The sequence below is a fragment of the Pseudoalteromonas sp. SCSIO 43210 genome (assembly GCF_054133285.1).
Map to the genome: position 1 here is coordinate 2,032,339 of NZ_CP087225.1, position 18,138 is coordinate 2,050,476.

The 18,138-nt window shown below is 40.2% G+C and carries 14 protein-coding genes and 2 pseudogenes; 10 read left to right on the top strand and 6 right to left on the bottom strand.

Annotated features, from left to right (window positions below; translation table 11 throughout):
* The first annotated feature begins 173 nt into the window (after positions 1–173).
* Together LOS73_RS08690 and LOS73_RS08695 are read left to right on the top strand one after the other, a co-directional pair.
* Positions 174–1,094 (top strand): GGDEF domain-containing protein, encoded by a 921-nt coding sequence (locus tag LOS73_RS08690; protein WP_033032179.1) that lies wholly within the window; start codon positions 174–176, stop codon positions 1,092–1,094.
* On the top strand, positions 1,078–2,079 hold the full coding sequence (locus LOS73_RS08695; RefSeq protein ID WP_007376151.1) for a helix-turn-helix transcriptional regulator: 1,002 nt from the start codon (positions 1,078–1,080) through the stop codon (positions 2,077–2,079). The genes LOS73_RS08690 and LOS73_RS08695 overlap by 17 nt, the downstream gene beginning before the upstream one ends.
* 1 nt (position 2,080) lies before the next feature.
* On the opposite strand, the gene LOS73_RS08700 is transcribed toward LOS73_RS08695, so the two are convergent.
* The 4 genes and pseudogenes from LOS73_RS08700 to ettA all read right to left on the bottom strand — a co-directional run bounded on the left by LOS73_RS08700 (position 2,081) and on the right by ettA (position 5,806).
* Complete coding sequence (locus LOS73_RS08700; protein WP_008133972.1) at positions 2,081–2,584, bottom strand: TlpA family protein disulfide reductase; 504 nt, start codon at positions 2,582–2,584, stop codon at positions 2,081–2,083.
* 62 nt (positions 2,585–2,646) lie between these two features.
* Positions 2,647–3,555, bottom strand: a pseudogene (locus LOS73_RS08705) (histone deacetylase family protein).
* Positions 3,556–3,611: 56 nt separating this feature from the next.
* Complete coding sequence (locus LOS73_RS08710) at positions 3,612–3,977, bottom strand: PilZ domain-containing protein (RefSeq protein ID WP_008133974.1); 366 nt, start codon at positions 3,975–3,977, stop codon at positions 3,612–3,614.
* A 155-nt stretch (positions 3,978–4,132) separates the two neighbouring features.
* A complete protein-coding gene (gene ettA, locus LOS73_RS08715; protein WP_007376155.1) occupies positions 4,133–5,806 on the bottom strand; it encodes an energy-dependent translational throttle protein EttA in 1,674 nt (557 codons plus the stop codon).
* A gap of 377 nt (positions 5,807–6,183) precedes the next feature.
* On the opposite strand from ettA, the gene LOS73_RS08720 reads away from it, so the two are divergent.
* The 6 genes and pseudogenes from LOS73_RS08720 (at position 6,184) to LOS73_RS08745 (ending at position 13,731) form a co-directional block, all read left to right on the top strand.
* Positions 6,184–6,840 (top strand): outer membrane beta-barrel protein, encoded by a 657-nt coding sequence (locus tag LOS73_RS08720; RefSeq protein WP_008133978.1) that lies wholly within the window; start codon positions 6,184–6,186, stop codon positions 6,838–6,840.
* Between the two features lie 193 nt (positions 6,841–7,033).
* Complete coding sequence (locus LOS73_RS08725) at positions 7,034–7,981, top strand: homoserine O-succinyltransferase (RefSeq protein WP_007376156.1); 948 nt, start codon at positions 7,034–7,036, stop codon at positions 7,979–7,981.
* On the top strand, positions 7,971–9,044 hold the full coding sequence (locus LOS73_RS08730) for a homocysteine S-methyltransferase family protein (protein ID WP_033032177.1): 1,074 nt from the start codon (positions 7,971–7,973) through the stop codon (positions 9,042–9,044). Before LOS73_RS08725 ends, LOS73_RS08730 begins: the two co-directional genes overlap by 11 nt.
* A 9-nt stretch (positions 9,045–9,053) precedes the next feature.
* Positions 9,054–11,684, top strand: coding sequence for a methionine synthase (metH, locus tag LOS73_RS08735; RefSeq protein ID WP_457934839.1), 2,631 nt, complete (start codon positions 9,054–9,056; stop codon positions 11,682–11,684).
* A gap of 160 nt (positions 11,685–11,844) precedes the next feature.
* Complete coding sequence (locus LOS73_RS08740) at positions 11,845–12,981, top strand: DUF4238 domain-containing protein (protein WP_457934840.1); 1,137 nt, start codon at positions 11,845–11,847, stop codon at positions 12,979–12,981.
* A gap of 49 nt (positions 12,982–13,030) precedes the next feature.
* Positions 13,031–13,731: pseudogene (locus LOS73_RS08745) on the top strand (hypothetical protein).
* Between the two features lie 157 nt (positions 13,732–13,888).
* Here LOS73_RS08745 and LOS73_RS08750 read toward each other — a convergent pair.
* Positions 13,889–14,521 (bottom strand): RpiB/LacA/LacB family sugar-phosphate isomerase, encoded by a 633-nt coding sequence (locus tag LOS73_RS08750; RefSeq protein WP_457934841.1) that lies wholly within the window; start codon positions 14,519–14,521, stop codon positions 13,889–13,891.
* A 414-nt stretch (positions 14,522–14,935) separates the two neighbouring features.
* Between LOS73_RS08750 and LOS73_RS08755 the strand changes: the two genes are divergently transcribed.
* Both LOS73_RS08755 and LOS73_RS08760 read left to right on the top strand, forming a co-directional pair.
* Complete coding sequence (locus LOS73_RS08755; RefSeq protein WP_007376163.1) at positions 14,936–15,433, top strand: (2Fe-2S)-binding protein; 498 nt, start codon at positions 14,936–14,938, stop codon at positions 15,431–15,433.
* Positions 15,430–17,691, top strand: a complete 2,262-nt coding sequence (locus tag LOS73_RS08760) for a molybdopterin cofactor-binding domain-containing protein (protein ID WP_457934842.1) — start codon at positions 15,430–15,432, stop codon at positions 17,689–17,691. The genes LOS73_RS08755 and LOS73_RS08760 overlap by 4 nt, the downstream gene beginning before the upstream one ends.
* A gap of 63 nt (positions 17,692–17,754) precedes the next feature.
* Here the strand turns inward: LOS73_RS08760 and LOS73_RS08765 are convergent, their stop codons facing one another.
* On the bottom strand, positions 17,755–17,952 hold the full coding sequence (locus LOS73_RS08765) for a CsbD family protein (protein ID WP_002958133.1): 198 nt from the start codon (positions 17,950–17,952) through the stop codon (positions 17,755–17,757).
* Between the last annotated feature and the right edge of the window lie 186 nt (positions 17,953–18,138).

Sequence of the window (18,138 nt, forward strand, 5' to 3'; positions counted from 1 at the left end):
AAGGCTTTATGAGCTACTAGCACTCCTTATAAAGTGAGGTTTTTTGTGTGGTGTAAGATGGTTTTGAAAATGGTGATCATCTTGCTGTCATATAGTTGAGCTAATATGACCCTGCTGGCAAATATAGATATGAGTTAGCATAAAAATAGACTCTACAAAGAGAAGATTAATTAATGCGATTTAACCCATTTACCAGCCACCGATTATTAGTTAATTGTATTATTGCGATGTTTTTTAGTGCCTGCTTTTTAAGCGCTTACCTAGGTGTACTTAAAACGTATGTTGATATTCAATGGCTAGATATTATGGGCGAGGGCGGTATTGTACTCATGGCTCTGGTGTGGATCACGGTGTTATTAATTTCAAGGCCCCCCAGTAAAGTAACAACTTATTTAGTGATTGGCGTAGGGTTGTTTATGTTCTCAGCTACTTTAGATTTACTCGATGAGTGGTTAATGCACCCAGCACACAAATGGCTAAGTTGGATTGAGTCATTACCAGCCCCTGTAGGCATGCTACTAACTAGCTTGGGGTTGTATTATTGGCATCAAGAGCAATATGTATTAAATCGCCAATTACGCCGCCGTGAAGCTAACTTGCGTGAACACAGTAAAGTTTGTTCTGTAACAGGGCTTTATAAAGCGCAGTACTTAGATTTAGCCATAAAAAATCAGCTTTTAAGCACACAGCCTTTGTGGCTCGGTGCTATTGATATACGCGACTTCTCGCATTTTAATAGCGAATTTGGTTTTAAAGAAGGCGATAGGTTACTGCGTGAGGTGAGCGAGTTATTGCTAATGAACTGCCGGCTAAGTGATGTTGTGTGCAGGTATGCAGGAGACTGCTTTATGGTGTTAATGCCAGAAACCACAGAACAACAAGCAAAAGAGCTTATGATGCAAATTAAAGGGGCATTGAGATATTGCGCATTTAAAGTGGAAGGCTCAAAAAAAGCAAAGTTTCAGCATGTAACAACTGCTCTAATTCAAGGTAATGAACGTAATTATACAGGTACATTAACAAGCCAATTGCATAGCCAGTTACAACAAAAAAAGCACCAACAAAAAGTAGCGCAACGTGCACACCTTTGTTAATCAAGATGATAAGTTTGTAAGTGCACAAGGACTTATAATTGCGATTGTTGAATTAACACAAAGTCGAGGTATTGAACTTCATAAACTATTGCGTGGTACGGGAATATTTGAGCAAGATTTATTTAACTTTCAACATGCGTTTAGTTTATCTCAGCAGGTGCGTTTACTAGCACAATTTAAACTGTTAATGAAAAGTACCGACAGTGGCTTTTTACTTGGTAGCCAGCTAATAAATGATACGCGAGTTGAAGTACAAGCGCTTATGTACAGTGCTGATTTAGGGCAAGTACTAAAGCAATTAGCGCATTTAAGAATGCAGTTAGCGCCTTTATTATTTAGCCAAACATACATTAAAAGCGGGCAATATTATATTTATTTACAACCTGCTCATGGACTCAATGAAGAGCTGCACCACTACGTATTAGAAATATACAGCACCGCTTTTTATAGTTTACTCAAACGAGTAAGCGAAAGTTACCCGCATTGTCAGTTTGACTTTGCTTTTAAGCGCCCTCGGCATATTCAAGAGTACGAACAAAATTTAGGGCTAAAGATAAGTTTTGATAGGCCATGTACTCGCTGGGTATTAAATAAAGCCATGTTAAGGGCTAAGAACCCGTGCGCTAGTCAATTACGATTTATGCAAGCGCAGTCTCAATTACATAATAAAAATTTAGTTAGCATGACTTTTATTGAAGCTGTTTGTAGGTATTTATACTCTCACCCAAGTGCTAATTTAGAGTGTACCGCAAAGCACTTTGCTATGAGTTCAGCTACATTTAAACGAAAACTGAAAATTAACGGAGTAGGCTTTTCAGCGCTAATTGACGAGCAAAACAAACACAAAGCAATTTACCTACTTACCTTACGTGCTAAATGTAATGAACAAGTTGCTGAGCGTCTAGCATTTTATGACATCCCAAATTTTCGGCGTGCTTTTAAGCGTTGGACAGGTTTAACGCCAAGTCAGCTAAAAACGCAGTAAATTACTCTGTTTTTAGTTCCATAGAGTGAAGTAACGTACGTGCATTTAAATGCAAGTTTGCATCTTCTGAATTTGAGGTGTTAGTGAGCCAAATCACATCGCCCTGTTTATTTATAAATAATGTAGTAGGCGTACCTCTGATCCCTAACTTTTTAGCTATCGCATCAGCCTTTATTGCTGTTTTAAAAGTATAACCTCTGTCGCTAAGAGCTTTGGCGGGAGCAGCATCTTCATCTTCTTTAAAACTAACTGCAATGACCTTTAAGCCCATATCATCAATTTTTTGAAGTGCCGGTTGCAGCTTTTTACAGTATGGGCACCAAGTGGCCCAAAAATGTAAAATATAAGGCTGGCCTAGTAAATCGTGGGTATTAATTATAGAACCGTCGGCCATTTGTAAATTTAATGTAGGTAATTTAGGGTGGATGGTATTTGTTATTTCCTGTTGCGCATGTGCTGTAAAGCTTAACAAAATGAGTGTGATGGCGATAAATAACTGTTTCATAGTATTTTCGTTTTTATTGTATGTATTAAATAAGAACGAGAATTTAACATTTTTATTTCACACTAAAAGCGAGCGGCTTGCTCAACAACAATAGCGTGGCGTTTAGCAAGACGAAGATGGTCTTTATCATAACCTCCACCTATTACTGTAGCAACGGGTATGCTGTGTTCAAGGCAGCGTTTTAACACTAAATGGTCGCGTTTAATTATACCATCTCAGCTAATGTCTAATTTACCCAAACCATCGCCTTGCCAAATATCAACGCCAGCATCGTAAAGTACCAAGCTCGGATTTAACTCTTTGAGTAAGTAACTTAAGGTTTCATCCACTATAGCGAGGTATTCGTCGTCTTTCATATTGTCGGTTAAGCCAATGTCTAAATCGCTAGCAGATTTTCTAAACGGAAAATTTTTTTCACAATGTATAGAGCAGGTATAAGCGTATGCCTGATGCTGTAACATGGCCGCAGTGCCATCACCTTGGTGCACGTCTAAATCAAAAATAAGTACGTTAGTTACTTCACCCGATTCAATTAAAGTTTGCGTGGTAAAGGCAAGGTCGTTAACCATGCAGTAGCCTGAGCCAAAATCGGTATGTGCGTGGTGTGTCCCACCAGCAAGGTGACATGCTATGCCATGTTTTAGCGCTAAACGAGCCGTTTGTAATGTGCCTTGAGGGGCTGTAAATGTGCGCGCCATGAGCTTTTTTGACCAAGGTAGGCCAATGCGGCGCATGGCTTTTTCATCTAAGCGGTTGTTCCACAAATCGTGTATGTAATTTTCGCAGTGTATTAGCTCAAGTGGTGCTGGCGTGCCTAATATTGGCTCAACTAGGTTATCGCCAATCAAACCAAGCTCTTCAACATGCTGATATAAATGTGCAAACTTACTCATTGCAAAACGATGCTTTGGATCAAAGCTAAACGAATAGTTAGGATGATACACCAAAGGTAAATGTGGATTTAAAGTCATGTATTCACACGTTGAAAAATTTGCTCTATGGTAATCAACTAATCTAAATGAGTCTATTATTGTGCGTCGTGAATCAGCATAGTGAGTTCGCGATGCAGCAGCTCGTCATCGGCTAAATTTAATTCAATTAATCGCTTTAGATAAGTAATGCTATCTATATCAATATGACGGCACTTTAAACCGATGTGATCTGCTTCTATATGACACACAACTACTTCCATTTTTATTTCTATGTCGCTTTGAGGGAGTGTAAAACGCAGTATTGCATCGTTATTGGTGCAGCCTGTCAAAGCATCGCATTTGTTAATCAATGCGCCATGTAGAGATATATCAAGCAATTTACATGGGTATTGATGATCATTAAAAATTACCTGTGCATCGGTTGAAAATAATACACGAGAAAACTGACGACGATTTTGCATATCCTAATTTAGCCTTATTGTTTTTATAATAAATTAATCATAGCGGGTAATTCTCTACATGCTAGAAAATAAGTGCTTAGAATGCTGGTGGCATAAAAAAGCCCCGCATAAATGCAGGGCTTAGTGTTACTGTAATAAGTCAGCTACAGTGAAGATTAGCCAATTTTTTTGTACTTAATACGTTTAGGTTGAGCTGCTGCTGCACCGAGTGTCTTTTTAAGCCACTCTTCGTATTCAGTATAGTTACCATCAAAGAAGTTAATTACACCTTCGTCGCGGTAATCTAAAATGTGCGTTGCAATACGGTCAAGGAACCAACGGTCATGCGAGATACACATTACACAACCAGGGAACTCTAAAATAGCATTCTCAAGTGCACGTAGGGTTTCAACGTCCAAATCATTGGTTGGCTCATCCAGAAGTAACACATTGCCGCCCGCTTTTAATAACTTAGCAAGATGCAAGCGGTTACGCTCACCACCAGATAGGTCTTTAACAAACTTTTGCTGATCGTTACCTTTAAAGTTAAAGCGACTTACATACGCTCGGCTTGGGAACTCAAAGTTACCAATTTTTAGTACGTCTTGACCGTCTGATATTTCTTGGAAAACAGTTTTGCTTTCATCCATACCGTCACGGAACTGATCAACAGTAGCTAGGTGTACTGTTTCACCAACGCTGATACTACCGCTGTCTTGTTCTTGCTCACCGCTTATCATTTTAAACAGTGTTGATTTACCCGCGCCATTCGCACCAATAATGCCCACAATGGCACCTTTTGGCATGCTAAAGCTTAAATCGTCAATTAAAACGCGATCGCCAAAACTCTTACGAAGATTAGTTACTTCAAGCACTTGGTCGCCTAAACGCGGACCAGGTGGAATAAACATCTCGTTAGTTTCGTTACGCTTTTGGTAATCAGACTGCTGCATTTCAGTAAACTGAGCCATACGTGCTTTTGACTTAGCTTGACGACCTTTAGGGTTTGAACGAACCCATTCAAGTTCTTGCGCAATTGATTTTTGACGTGCTTTTTCAGATTTTTGTTCTTGCTGTAAGCGCGCATCTTTTTGTTCAAGCCAAGAAGAGTAGTTACCTTCCCATGGAATACCTTCACCACGGTCAAGCTCTAATATCCAGCCAGCTACATTATCAAGGAAGTAACGGTCATGCGTTACCGCCACAACAGTGCCTTCGTAATCGTGTAAGAAGCGCTCTAACCATGCAACCGACTCAGCATCCAAGTGGTTAGTAGGTTCATCGAGAATAAGCATGTCTGGTTTCTCAAGCAATAATCGACATATAGCAACACGACGACGCTCACCACCTGAAAGGTGCTCAATTTTAGCATCCCATTCTGGTAGGCGAAGTGCATCAGCAGCCCGTTCTAAAACGTTATCGATGTTGTGACCATCGTGCGCCTGAATAACCGCTTCAAGCTCGCCTTGCTCTTTTGCAAGTGCATCAAAGTCAGCACCTTCCATTGCGTACTCGTTATACACTTCGTCAAGACGGCTAAGCGCATGTTTAACTTCGCCAACGGCTTCTTCGACAATTTCGCGCACTGTTTTGCTTTCGTCTAGTACTGGCTCTTGCGGTAAATAACCAATTTTTGTACCAGGCTGAGGATGTGCTTCACCTTCAAAATCTTGGTCAACACCGGCCATAATGCGTAGTAACGTAGATTTACCAGAACCGTTTAAACCAAGCACACCAATTTTAGCGCCAGGAAAAAAGTGCAACGAAATATCTTTTAAGATAGTGCGCTTAGGTGGCACAACCTTAGATACTCGACTCATCGAGAATATAAATTTATCAGGTAAAACCATTAAAGGAGCCTTCAAATAATAATAAAAATTTCAATGTTGTATTGTAGTGGCTCTCAGGTGAAACAGTCAACGAATGGCGTAGTTTTTCAAAAATAAGTAGGCTGTAAGAAAGTGTAGTAAATTGTTTTATATTGTATTGATCAATTGTATGGGTATTTAAATAACTGCATAGTGTTAACAGTTGTTTAGAAGAAAAATATAATGAATAAGTTTAACTCTAACTTGATTTGCGTTTTCTTGAAAGCGCACATCTTAATTTTAGAGCTGCAATTTGGTTTCACTTTTGTCGTAACACAACTTGAATTTTTATATTGAGCGTTTAGGCGTTTATAGAAGGTATTTAAAATATCACCAGATACTAAACTAAAGGAATAATTATGAAATTAAAATGGCTTGTATCCCTAAGCGTAAGCGCAATAATTTTGGGAGGGTACTCAGTTGCGAGTAACGCTGAGATAATGCGAGTGAATGGACCTTATCAAGGGCTCGGTTTAGGCTCTACCGAATTCGATGTTTACGAAGGGTATAGCCTGCAGTTTACAACGATTTATACTCAAGTAGGTTATCAGTTTTCACCATATTTTGCACTAGAAGGGCGTTTGGGTATTGGTTTAAATGAGGAGCCAACGCCATTAAATGGGGATGTTTATACTCAAGAACCATTAACAGGAAAAATTACTTCCGAACCTGTACATACTCAAGTTGGTTCCGGCTTACAATTACAAACAAGCATATTTTTAAAAGCTAATTACCCAGTTTCTTCCCGAGTTGGTGTATTTTTATTTGCAGGATACGCTAGAAATAAGTTGAGCTATAACGATGATTACAGCCGTTTTGCAAAAGAAGTTATTGGCTCAAACACAAATCAGTTTCTCATTACAGAGGAAAACTACGATAAAGATGGCAAAACATTTGGGGCGGGGGTTGATTACATGTTAAACCAACGCTGGCAGGCAAGTGCAGAATACCAGTATTTTGATGCAATTGAAGGTAATATCTATGCTCTTAACTTTTCTATAAATTATCGTTTTTAAAACCGCATGCGCTACTGACTCTGGTAGCGCAACTCAAAAAGTATTACTTAATAATTTTAAGTGCTTCTATAAATTTCGTTTACTATCTTAAAGTTCATTTAGACATCTATACATCTAGAGGTTGATATTTTTGGCATTCTGTTCATAATAAGGGCGAATTAACTCTCGGTTTTTATGAGCAGGAGCTTTAAGAATGCCAATTACAGTAAAAGACGAGTTGCCGGCAATTGCACGTTTACGTCAAGAAAACGTATTTGTAATGCCAAAAACACGTGCAAAAACGCAAGAAATACGCCCAATGCGTTTGGCTATTTTAAACTTAATGCCTAATAAAGTAGAAACCGAAGTTCAGTTTATTCGTTTGCTTGCCAACTCGCCTTTGCAAGTAAACGTAGAACTACTGCGCCTCGACACTCACCGCAGTAGCAGCAATTCAGAAGAGCACCTTGATACCTTTTATCGTTATTTTTCTGAGGTTAAAGACAATAATTACGATGCATTAATAGTAACCGGTGCGCCACTTGCGCATTTAGAATACGACGATGTAGCGTATTGGGATGAGCTAAAAGTCATTATTGATTGGGCTGAGCAACACGTTACCTCTACGTTATTTTCGTGTTGGGCAGCGCATGCAGCGTTATATCACCGTTACAATTTAAAGCGCGATTTAAAAGACGATAAACTGTGTGGCGTATTTACTCACCAATGTTACTTTGATCACGGCGCACTGACTCGCGGATTCGACGACACCTTTTTAGTACCGCACTCACGTTATGGCCACATTGATATAAATAAAATAAACGCCTGTGATGAGCTAGTTGTACTGGCAGGTTCTGAGCGAGTAGGGGCTTACTTACTTAAAAATAAATCAGGTAGCCAAGTGTTTATAACCGGCCACCCAGAGTACGACGCCGACTCGCTAAAAGCAGAATACGAGCGCGATTGTAAAAAAAGCCCTAATGCACCAAAACCCGAAAATTACTTTCCGGATGACGATGCAACTAAACAACCTTCAAAAACGTGGCAAAGCCATGCTTTTTTACTTTTTTCGAACTGGTTAAATTACTACGTGTACCAAACCACACCGTATGATATTAATTTAGTTAGCCAAGACGTGAGGACTAACAACTATGCCGAATAACGCTCCTACAAATAATAAGCAAGCCGAAATAAGCGCCGCATTAAAAGAACGCATTTTAATTTTAGATGGCGCTATGGGCACCATGATCCAAGATCATAAGCTAGAAGAAGAAGACTATCGCGCAGAGCGTTTTAAAGACTGGCATGTATTAATTAAAGGCAATAACGATTTATTAAGCCTAACCAAGCCCGACTTAATCACTGATATTCATCGTGGTTTTTTATCAGCGGGCGCCGATATTATTGAAACCAACACGTTTAACTCGACCACTATTTCGATGGAAGATTACGACATGGCAAACCTAAGCCGTGAAATAAACGTAGAGTCGGCTAAATTAGCACGCGCAATTTGTGATGAATTTACGGCTAAAACGCCAGAAAAACCGCGCTATGTAGCCGGGGTTTTAGGGCCGACATCTAAAACGTGTTCAATTTCGCCAGACGTAAACGATCCGGGTTACCGAAACGTTACCTTTGATAAGCTAGTTACTGCGTATGTAGAATCAACCCTTGCATTAATGGAAGGCGGCGCCGATTTAATACTAATCGAAACTATATTCGACACGCTTAATGCAAAAGCCGCCTCGTTTGGCGTAGAAGAAGCCTTTGAGCAAGCAGGGCGTAAATTACCAGTTATGATTTCGGGTACTATTACCGATGCCTCTGGCCGTACGCTTTCGGGGCAAACAACCGAAGCATTTTATAACTCTATTCGCCATATTAAGCCTATTTCGATTGGTTTAAACTGTGCGCTTGGTCCTGATTTACTGCGCCAATATGTAGAAGAGTTGTCGCGCGTGTGCGAAACCTTTACATCGGTACACCCTAATGCGGGCTTACCAAATGAGTTTGGTGAATACGACTTAGAAGCGCCTGAAATGGCAACCGAAATTATCGATTGGGGTAAATCGGGCTTTATTAATATAGTAGGCGGATGCTGTGGCACCACGCCTGCGCATATTCGCGCTTTTGCAAAAGGTTTAGCGGGCGTTAAACCACGCCAACTACCAGAGCTTGAAGTACGCATGCGTTTATCAGGCCTTGAAGCCTGTAACTTAAATTAAGGAGCCAGCATGACCCAACAAATAGCAGTATTTACTAATGTCGGCGAACGTACCAATGTAACCGGTTCTGCCATGTTTAAACGTTTAATCATGGAAGAAGACTTTGAAGCCGCGCTAACAGTGGCCCGCGAACAAGTAGAAAATGGCGCACAGGTTATTGATATAAACATGGACGAAGCCATGTTGGACTCAAAAGCCGCTATGGTTAAGTTTTTAAACTTAATAGCCTCAGAGCCTGATATTTCACGCGTACCCATTATGGTCGACTCCTCTAAATGGGAAGTAATAGAAGCAGGCCTAAAGTGTATTCAAGGTAAGGCTATTGTTAATTCTATATCGCTAAAAGAGGGCGAAGAGCCATTTATTCGCCAAGCTAAAATAATAAAGCGCTTTGGTGCAGCCGCTGTTGTAATGGCGTTTGATACCGACGGGCAAGCCGACACTGCAGACCGTAAGTTCGCAATATGTGCGCGCAGTTATAAAATATTGGTAGAAGACATTGGCTTTGCGCCAGAAGATATTATATTCGACCCTAATATATTTGCCGTAGCCACCGGTATTGAAGAGCACGATAACTACGCCGTAGAATTTATTGAAGGCACACGCCGCATTAAACAAAATTTGCCGCACTGTAAAGTGTCTGGTGGTGTATCAAATGTATCGTTTTCGTTTAGGGGTAATAACCCCGTACGTGAAGCCATTCACTCGGTGTTTTTATATCACGCTATTCAAGCTGGTATGGACATGGGTATTGTAAATGCGGGGCAACTAGCCGTTTACGACGACATACCAGAAGAACTACGTAAAGCCGTTACAGACGTAATACTTAACACCGACTCAGGCGCAGGCGAGCGTTTAGTAGAGCTTGCACCAAAATACTCGGGTATGGCGCAAGCCGAGCGAGTAGAAGATTTAGAATGGCGCACATGGCCTGTTGCAAAACGCCTTGAGCACGCGCTTGTAAAAGGCATTACCACCTTTATAGATGAAGATACCGAAGAGTGCCGCGCTGCTGCCGATAAGCCTATTCACGTAATTGAAGGGCCGTTAATGGATGGCATGAACGTGGTAGGTGATTTATTTGGCGCAGGTAAAATGTTTTTACCACAAGTGGTTAAATCGGCGCGCGTAATGAAACGAGCCGTAGCCTACCTAGACCCATTTATTGAAGCCGAAAAAGAAGAAGGTTCAACCAATGGTAAAATAGTGATGGCGACCGTAAAAGGCGACGTACACGACATAGGTAAAAATATTGTAGGCGTGGTACTACAGTGTAATAACTATGAAGTAATCGATTTAGGCGTAATGGTACCTGCCGATAAAATACTGCAAACCGCCATCGACGAAAAAGCCGATATTATTGGTTTATCGGGCTTAATTACCCCATCGCTTGACGAAATGGTACACGTAGCAAAAGAAATGAAACGCCGTGGTTTTGAACTGCCGCTACTCATTGGTGGTGCAACTACCTCTAAAGCGCACACCGCAGTAAAAATTGAGCCGCAATATGACAAAGGCGTTGTGTATGTAAATAACGCAAGCCGTGCAGTTGGTGTGGTTTCAAATTTATTATCAAAAGACATTAAACCTGACTTTTTAGCTAAAACACAAGCTGAATATGTAAAAGTACGCGAGCAACAAGCGCGTAAAAAACCACGTTCTAAGCCTGTTACAATCCAGCGCGCACGCGATAACGCAGCAAAGCTTGATTGGGATAACTACACACCACCAGTGCCTAAAAAGCTGGGCGTGACCGAGTTTAAAAATGTATCAATTGCGACTTTACGTAAATATATAGACTGGACGCCATACTTTATGACGTGGTCAATTGCCGGTAAATACCCGCGCATAATGACCGACGAAGTAGTTGGCGAGCAAGCGCAAAGCTTATTTAAAGACGCTAACGATATGTTAGACGACCTTGAAAAAGCAGGCAGTTTGCAACCACTTGGCGTAATTGGTTTATTCCCTGCAAACCGCGTGGGTGATGACATAGAAATATACACCGACGAAACACGCAAAGAAGTCTTAACTACCTCATGTCATTTACGTCAGCAAACCGAAAAAATCGACTTTGCTAACTACTGCCTAGCCGACTACATAGCACCAAAAGGCATGCCTGATTACTTTGGCGCGTTTGCAGTAACGGGCGGCCTAGAAGAAGACGATTTAGCAAATGCGTTTGACGCACAGCAAGATGACTACAACAAAATAATGGTTAAAGCCGTTGCCGATAGGCTCGCTGAAGCGTTTGCAGAATACTTACACGAAAAAGTACGTAAAGAGTATTGGGGTTTTGCACCAGACGAAAACCTAGCAAACGATGAGCTAATACGCGAAAACTACCAAGGTATTCGCCCAGCGCCAGGTTACCCAGCGTGCCCAGAGCACACTGAGAAAAAGAAAATTTGGCAATTACTCGATACCGAAAAACGCATTGGCATGCAGCTAACCAGCTCATACGCAATGTGGCCAGGTGCTGCTGTTTCAGGTTGGTACTTCTCACACCCAGAGGCAAAATACTACGCCGTAGCAGCTGTGCAAAAGGATCAGGTAGAAGACTACGCTAAACGAACCAATATGACGCTTGAAGAAGCTGAAAGGTGGCTATCGCCTAATTTGGGGTATGATCCGGAGTAAGAAAGCAGCGATCAGTAAAACAAAAACGAGCCGAGTTAGGCTCGTTTTTTTATATTACTTTTAATAGCCTATTTTTTGTAATTTCTAATATAATTGTATTAATTTTTTCTATTCTCAGTAAAGGTTAAAAAAACAGCATGCATATAAGGTATATTTTTTAATGCCAGAGAAAAAGAAACAGCATCTCGTTCCAGCTTGTTATCTAAAAAACTTTATAGCTCCTTTATTAGAAGGGCAGGAATTGAAAGAAAACTTTGAGGCTGGAATATATATAAATGACAAAACTTTATCGTCTGGTTGGAAATTGAGATCAGTTAGGCATAGTACTTTCACAAAGTCGTATTTTTATAATTTACCTGAAGATAATCCTAAACAACCGGTCATTGAAAGTTATTTATCAACAGTTGAAGGTAAGTACCCTAAAGTATTTAAAGAGGTAATAAAAGGCAACCTTACTAATGAAAATATGTCATTTCTATCCTATTTCGTCACTTTACAACATATGAGGGTTGAGCCTTTCATTGAACAACTTCAAGAAAGTGAGGATAAGATTTCTGGTTGGATGGACTCTTTTGAAGGTGGTGGCAATTATAAATTAGCATCCCAAAACATAGCTAAAAAACACTTGCTTACGACAGACTTAGGAGACTTAGTACATCAGCATGCGGCAATTATTTATAACTCCACACCATTTCCATTTGTTACCTCTGACAACCCTGTTGTTAAACGTCAAATAAACATCTCTGATGCATTAAAAATTTTACCCAAAAAATATCTGATAGATCTTAAAGATGAAAGCCGAGAAGTTGTATTCTTTTTTTTGCCGTTAAATCACAATACTGCGTATGTGTCGTGTGAAATGTTAGATGCTAAAAAGAGCATAGTTTTTAATAAAGCAGATTTAGAAAATATTTTTTATTTGAATTATTTTTCAATACTAAATTCTCATAGAAATGTATATTCGTCAGTTATAGAGCCGATTAAAGGTGAAGCCCTACTTTCAAAGTTATTAAGCGCAGAGCCGAGTGGTTTAGTAAAAATATATACATTGTCCAAAAGAATAATATCTAAGTGTGTAATTTTGAGTGATACAAGAACACCTGTTTCTACGAAGCATAAGACTAAATCACAAGTTACTTTAAAAATCGATGACTTGAGCCAATTAAGATTATTGACGGTTGATGAAAGTATAAAGCTTATTGAGGTATTTGATAATTTGATTAGTAAAGGAATACGGGACTGTAGAATATCGAGAATTGACTATAGCACTGGGTTAATTGTTATTGAATCAATATGATATCTAATTTAAACCTAGCTTAGGTTATTAAAGGTTGAAAGGACTATTCATGAAGTATCTAAATTACATCTTCTTTTGCTTATCACTACTTTTTACATCACACATATTTGCGCTTGAGCAAAAGTATAACGAGAGTGTTTTACCTGTTATTGCTGCTTTTAAAACGCAGGATAATACTGCGATTGCTGCGCATATTCGCTACCCCTAAAAAGGCAATATCCATTGCCCGACATTAAAAATGAAGCTGAGTTTATTAACCGCTTTGATGAGGTTTTTAATGATGAGTTAGTAGCCGTTATTGTCAGTTCAAACATTAAAACTGATTGGGAGAAAGTAGGTTGGCGCGGCATTATGCTAAATAACGGCGTTATGTGGGTAGATACCGAAGGTAAAATTATTGCTGTAAATACACAAAATACTAAAGAGCAGGCACTTGCTAAAAGCTTAATCGAACAAGGTAAGCAATCCTTGCACGCAAATATTAATACTTTTGAAAAACCAGTACTCGATTGGAAAACAGCTAAATACCATATTCGTGTTGATGATTTAGGCGAACATAATTTTCGGTATGCAGTTTGGGGTATTAATAAAAAGCTTAGCGATAAGCCCAGCATGGTTTTATTAAATGGCGATATTACGTTTGAGGGTAGCGGTGGGAATTACCATTATACTTTCAAAAATTGTCGCTATAGTTATGTGCTACCAGTAGCCATTATTGGCTGCTATTACATCACAGCCGGTTGGCTTTAGGTCTTAAAGACGTGAGTAGGTGTTATCGCAAGATGATGCAGAAGCTGCTATTAGAGGTATGTAACCTGAACTCTGGATAATAAATCTAAATATCATTATGGTTCAATATATTAGTAAATCTCTTAACCAGAACTCAGGCTATGTGACAATTTTATTATTAAGCTCTAGCTTTAACAAATGCTGCTATTGCTTCGTCTTTACAATGCTTAAAGAAACAATCTTGAAACCGTGAGCCGCCAATAGCTTGTTTAATAAGGTCGGGGTCTATCGATTCAAGTGCCTTGAGATAATCTTTAGCTATATCTACCTTTAATTGACTTAAAATACCAGCGTTAGTCACTTGAGATTCTTTACGATCAGCTGGATAACCTTGACCTTTTTCACCTGTAAATGCTTTTTCGAAAATGTATTTTATATTTAGCTCAGAACCCCACCCAAAACCTTTTGCATACGGTAAAGCCAGTGCATTACCATTGTTTATTTGTGCAAATAGATATGCATCAGAAGGGTCAATACAATAACCACATGCAACACCCGGAAAAGCATTGCTAGCCATAAGTGCACCTTGGCCTGTGCCACAACCTGTTACAACAAAGTCCACAGCTTTAGAGTTAAGCAATAGGCTGGCGATAATTCCTAGGTGGATATATGTTAATCTATGGTCGTTGTCACCATCCATGCCAACATTAAATACCTGATGATCTTGGGCTTTGGCCACAGTATTAAGTTGCTCAAGTACAATAGGGTTTTTTGCTGCTTGACTAAATTCATTCATTAATGCGATTTTCATAGATTTTACCAAATTAATTAATATTAAATTTATTCTACATTCAATTGCCACCGGTGGCAATTGTGGGTTGTCAGAACAGTAATTTATCCATTATAAAGTTTTGGATAGCTACAGTGATGCACTACTTTAGTTAAAATGCTTATAAATTAATAATCTTTCTCAACTCATTTACTTTTCTTGGTTTAGCGTATTGTTGCTCAATTTTACCAACAAGCTGTTTACGGCTACCTAAATTTTATCTAAATTGTGGTTAGTTGGTTGTCCTATTTTTACTAACGTTCTAATAATTAGTATTTTTATAAAATAGATCTAAGTGATAGGCTAAAAGTAGTAAGTATAAAATAGTAAGTAATTAAAAATAGTTCTCGCGCAACAAGGGACCCTCCTGTAAAGCGCTTTGCCAAGGAGTTTAGTATGATCACGCTTACCATTAATGGTAATAAACATGAGTTTTCTGGCGATCCGTCAACGCCAGTATTATGGTATCTCCGAGACGAATTGAATTTAACTGGGCCTAAATTTGGCTGTGGTATGGCGCAGTGTGGTGCGTGTACCGTGCATATTGATGGGGTAGCTCAGCGCTCGTGTGTATTACCTGTTGCGGCAGCAGCAGGGCGTTCAATTACGACAATTGAAGGGTTAAGCGAGCAGGGCGACCATCCAGTACAACAAGCATGGGTTGAGCATAAAGTACCGCAGTGTGGTTTTTGCCAGTGCGGTCAAATGATGCAAGCTGCAAGCTTATTAGCAGCAAACCCAACCCCTACCGACGATGAAATAGTAAGTAATATGTCGGGAAATATTTGCCGTTGTGGTACATACCCGCGTATTCATAAAGCAATTAAATCAGCTGCTAAAACAATGGCGAGTGTTCAATATTTTGACCCAAATGAACAAGGGGAAGAAGTATGAACCAAGATAACAAATACTTTGATTTAAACCGCCGTAAGTTTTTAAAAACTAGCGCAATAGGTGCATTGGTACTTGGTACTTATTTTGTAGGCAGTGCGCCAAGAGCATTTTCGGGTGTGTTAGAACAGCCATCTGAGCAAGCAAAGCGCGCAAACTTATTTATTGCACTGCGCCCAGACGGCATGGTTGAAATAACCTGCCATCGCTCTGAAATGGGTCAGCAAATTCGCACCGCGATTGCACAAATAGTTGCCGATGAAATGGAAGCCGCGTGGGATAAGGTTATTGTTATTCAGGGTAAGGGCGACCCTAAATACGGCGATCAAAATACCGATGGCTCGCGCAGTATTCGCTACAACATGCAGCGCCTGCGTGAAATGGGCGCAAGTGTGCGTTACATGATGCAGCACGCTGCCGCTAAGTATTGGAAAGTTGACCCGCAGACCTGTACAGCCAATCAACACGTTGTTACACACAGCTCAGGTAAATCGCTTACTTATAAAGATTTAATCGACTTAGCGCTTACAATAACGCCACCAGAAGCTGACAAACTAACACTTAAAACACGCAAAGAATGGCGCTACATTAATACTGGCATGGCGCACATAGATTTAGCCGATTTAGTAACAGGTAAAGCAATATTTGCAGCCGATGTACGCGAACCACAAGCGCTGGTGGCTATAATTGAACGCCCGCCGGTAGTAGGCGGTGTTGTTAAGTCATTTGATGCCAGTGCTACAAAAGCGATAAACGGCGTTGTAGATGTTATTGAAATACCTGCACCAAAAGGCGCGCCGCAGTTTCAGCCAAAAGGTGGCATTGCGATTATAGCTAAAAACACATGGGCTGCATGGCAAGGGCGTAAAGCATTAAAAGTCGTGTGGGATGATGGCAAAAATGGCGATTACAATTCAAAAGAATTTAAAAAGTCATTATTACAAACAGTACAAACTCCACAGGCAAACATACGTGATAAAGGCGATGCCATGGGCGTGTTGGCTAAATCGAGCAATAAACTCGTAGCTGATTATTACGCGCCGCATCTTGCTCAAGCACCAATGGAGCCGCCTTGTGCAACAGCTATGTACAACAAAGACAGTGTTGATATATGGGCTGCCACGCAAAATCCACAAGCCGATATGAAAACAGTGGCGGCAATGCTTGGCATGGATGAGAGCAAAATTAATGTTCACGTTACCATGTTAGGAGGCGGCTTTGGGCGTAAGTCAAAACCTGACTTTTCAGCAGAAGCAGCTTACCTTTCAATGAAAGTAGGCAAACCTATTCGTGTGCAATGGACGCGTGAAGACGACATACAACATGGTTTTTACCATGCGGTTTCGGCTCAGCACATTGACGCATCGCTAGATAAAAATGGCGCAATAGAATCGTATTTACACCGCACCGCGTTTTCACCAATTACCTCTACCTTTTCAGAAGGGGCGACTAGGCCAGGGAGCTTTGAACTGCGCTTAGGATTTACCGATAATCCTATTAACACACCTAATATGAAGTTAGAAAACGGTGATGCGCAAGCCAAAGCACGAATTGGTTGGATGCGCTCTGTATCAAATATTTTTCATGCCTTTGCTATTCAGTCATTTATTGGCGAAGCAGCGCACAAAGCCGGTCGCGACCAAAAAGACTATTTACTAGACACTATAGGTCCGAGTCGTATTGTTGATGTAACTGAGCAAAATGCCACATACGATAATTACGGTGGCGATAAAGCGGTTTATCCTCTAGATATTGGCAGACTGCGCCATGTTATTGAAAAAGTAGCTGACATGAGTAAATGGGGGCGAGAGCTTCCTAAAGGTCGAGGTTTAGGAATAGCAGCACACAGAAGCTTTTTAACTTACGTAGCTACGGTAGTTGAAGTAGAAGTATCGGATGCTGGCGATTTAAACGTAATTAAATCGTGGGTTGCCATTGATGCGGGTACGGTTGTAAATACCGACACCGTTAAAAACCAAACCCAAGGAGGCTCTATCTACGGAATTACAACAGCAATCAGCGATGGTATTACCTTTGATAAAGGCCGTGTACAGCAAAGTAACTTTCATGATTATCGCGTACCGCGTATGAGTGACTCACCTCTTGAGATTGACGTTGAAATAGTACAAAGTGACGCACCTCCAGCGGGGGTAGGCGAGCCATCTACACCGGTTTATGCGCCAGCATTATGTAATGCTATTTTTGCCGCGTGCGGAAAGCGTATTAGACAGTTACCGATTGGTAACCAATTAAAAGCGTAACTAAATAACCTACAGCTTAAACAAAAAAACCGCCAAATGGCGGTTTTTTTTAGAAGTTAGCGATTAGTGAGTTTTTTCAAACTCATCAACTTCACGCTCTGCTTCTTCTTTAGATTTACCATACTGCTGCTGGATTTTACCCACTAGCTCTGTACGGCTACCTTCAATTTTGTCTAAATCGTCGTCAGTAAGATCGCCCCATTTCTGTTGAGCCTTACCTTTAAGTTCGTTCCAATTACCTTTCATACGATCGCTGTTCATAAGTTTCTCCTTACTTAGATTTAATTAACGTTCAGTATAAAAGGAGCAAAGCGTGTACCAACAAGTTAAATCTTTATTTTATATTAATAATCAGTGTGTTATGTTTTTATTGAGGCAGTAATAATTAATGCTGTGAGCACATCCTTAAAAAATGTACAGAGCAGTCTGTAATTATTTCTGATTATG

Excerpts from the sequence above, each read along its gene's own strand:
- LOS73_RS08750 (WP_457934841.1), bottom strand. The coding sequence starts at position 14,521 with ATGAAAATCGCATTAATGAATGAATTTAGTCAAGCAGCAAAAAACCCT.
- LOS73_RS08740 (WP_457934840.1), top strand. The coding sequence starts at position 11,845 with ATGCCAGAGAAAAAGAAACAGCATCTCGTTCCAGCTTGTTATCTAAAA.
- LOS73_RS08700 (WP_008133972.1), bottom strand. The coding sequence starts at position 2,584 with ATGAAACAGTTATTTATCGCCATCACACTCATTTTGTTAAGCTTTACA.
- LOS73_RS08765 (WP_002958133.1), bottom strand. The coding sequence starts at position 17,952 with ATGAACAGCGATCGTATGAAAGGTAATTGGAACGAACTTAAAGGTAAG.
- metH (WP_457934839.1), top strand. The coding sequence starts at position 9,054 with ATGACCCAACAAATAGCAGTATTTACTAATGTCGGCGAACGTACCAAT.
- ettA (WP_007376155.1), bottom strand. The coding sequence starts at position 5,806 with ATGGTTTTACCTGATAAATTTATATTCTCGATGAGTCGAGTATCTAAG.
- LOS73_RS08710 (WP_008133974.1), bottom strand. The coding sequence starts at position 3,977 with ATGCAAAATCGTCGTCAGTTTTCTCGTGTATTATTTTCAACCGATGCA.
- LOS73_RS08720 (WP_008133978.1), top strand. The coding sequence starts at position 6,184 with ATGAAATTAAAATGGCTTGTATCCCTAAGCGTAAGCGCAATAATTTTG.
- LOS73_RS08755 (WP_007376163.1), top strand. The coding sequence starts at position 14,936 with ATGATCACGCTTACCATTAATGGTAATAAACATGAGTTTTCTGGCGAT.
- LOS73_RS08725 (WP_007376156.1), top strand. The coding sequence starts at position 7,034 with ATGCCAATTACAGTAAAAGACGAGTTGCCGGCAATTGCACGTTTACGT.
- LOS73_RS08730 (WP_033032177.1), top strand. The coding sequence starts at position 7,971 with ATGCCGAATAACGCTCCTACAAATAATAAGCAAGCCGAAATAAGCGCC.
- LOS73_RS08760 (WP_457934842.1), top strand. The coding sequence starts at position 15,430 with ATGAACCAAGATAACAAATACTTTGATTTAAACCGCCGTAAGTTTTTA.
- LOS73_RS08690 (WP_033032179.1), top strand. The coding sequence starts at position 174 with ATGCGATTTAACCCATTTACCAGCCACCGATTATTAGTTAATTGTATT.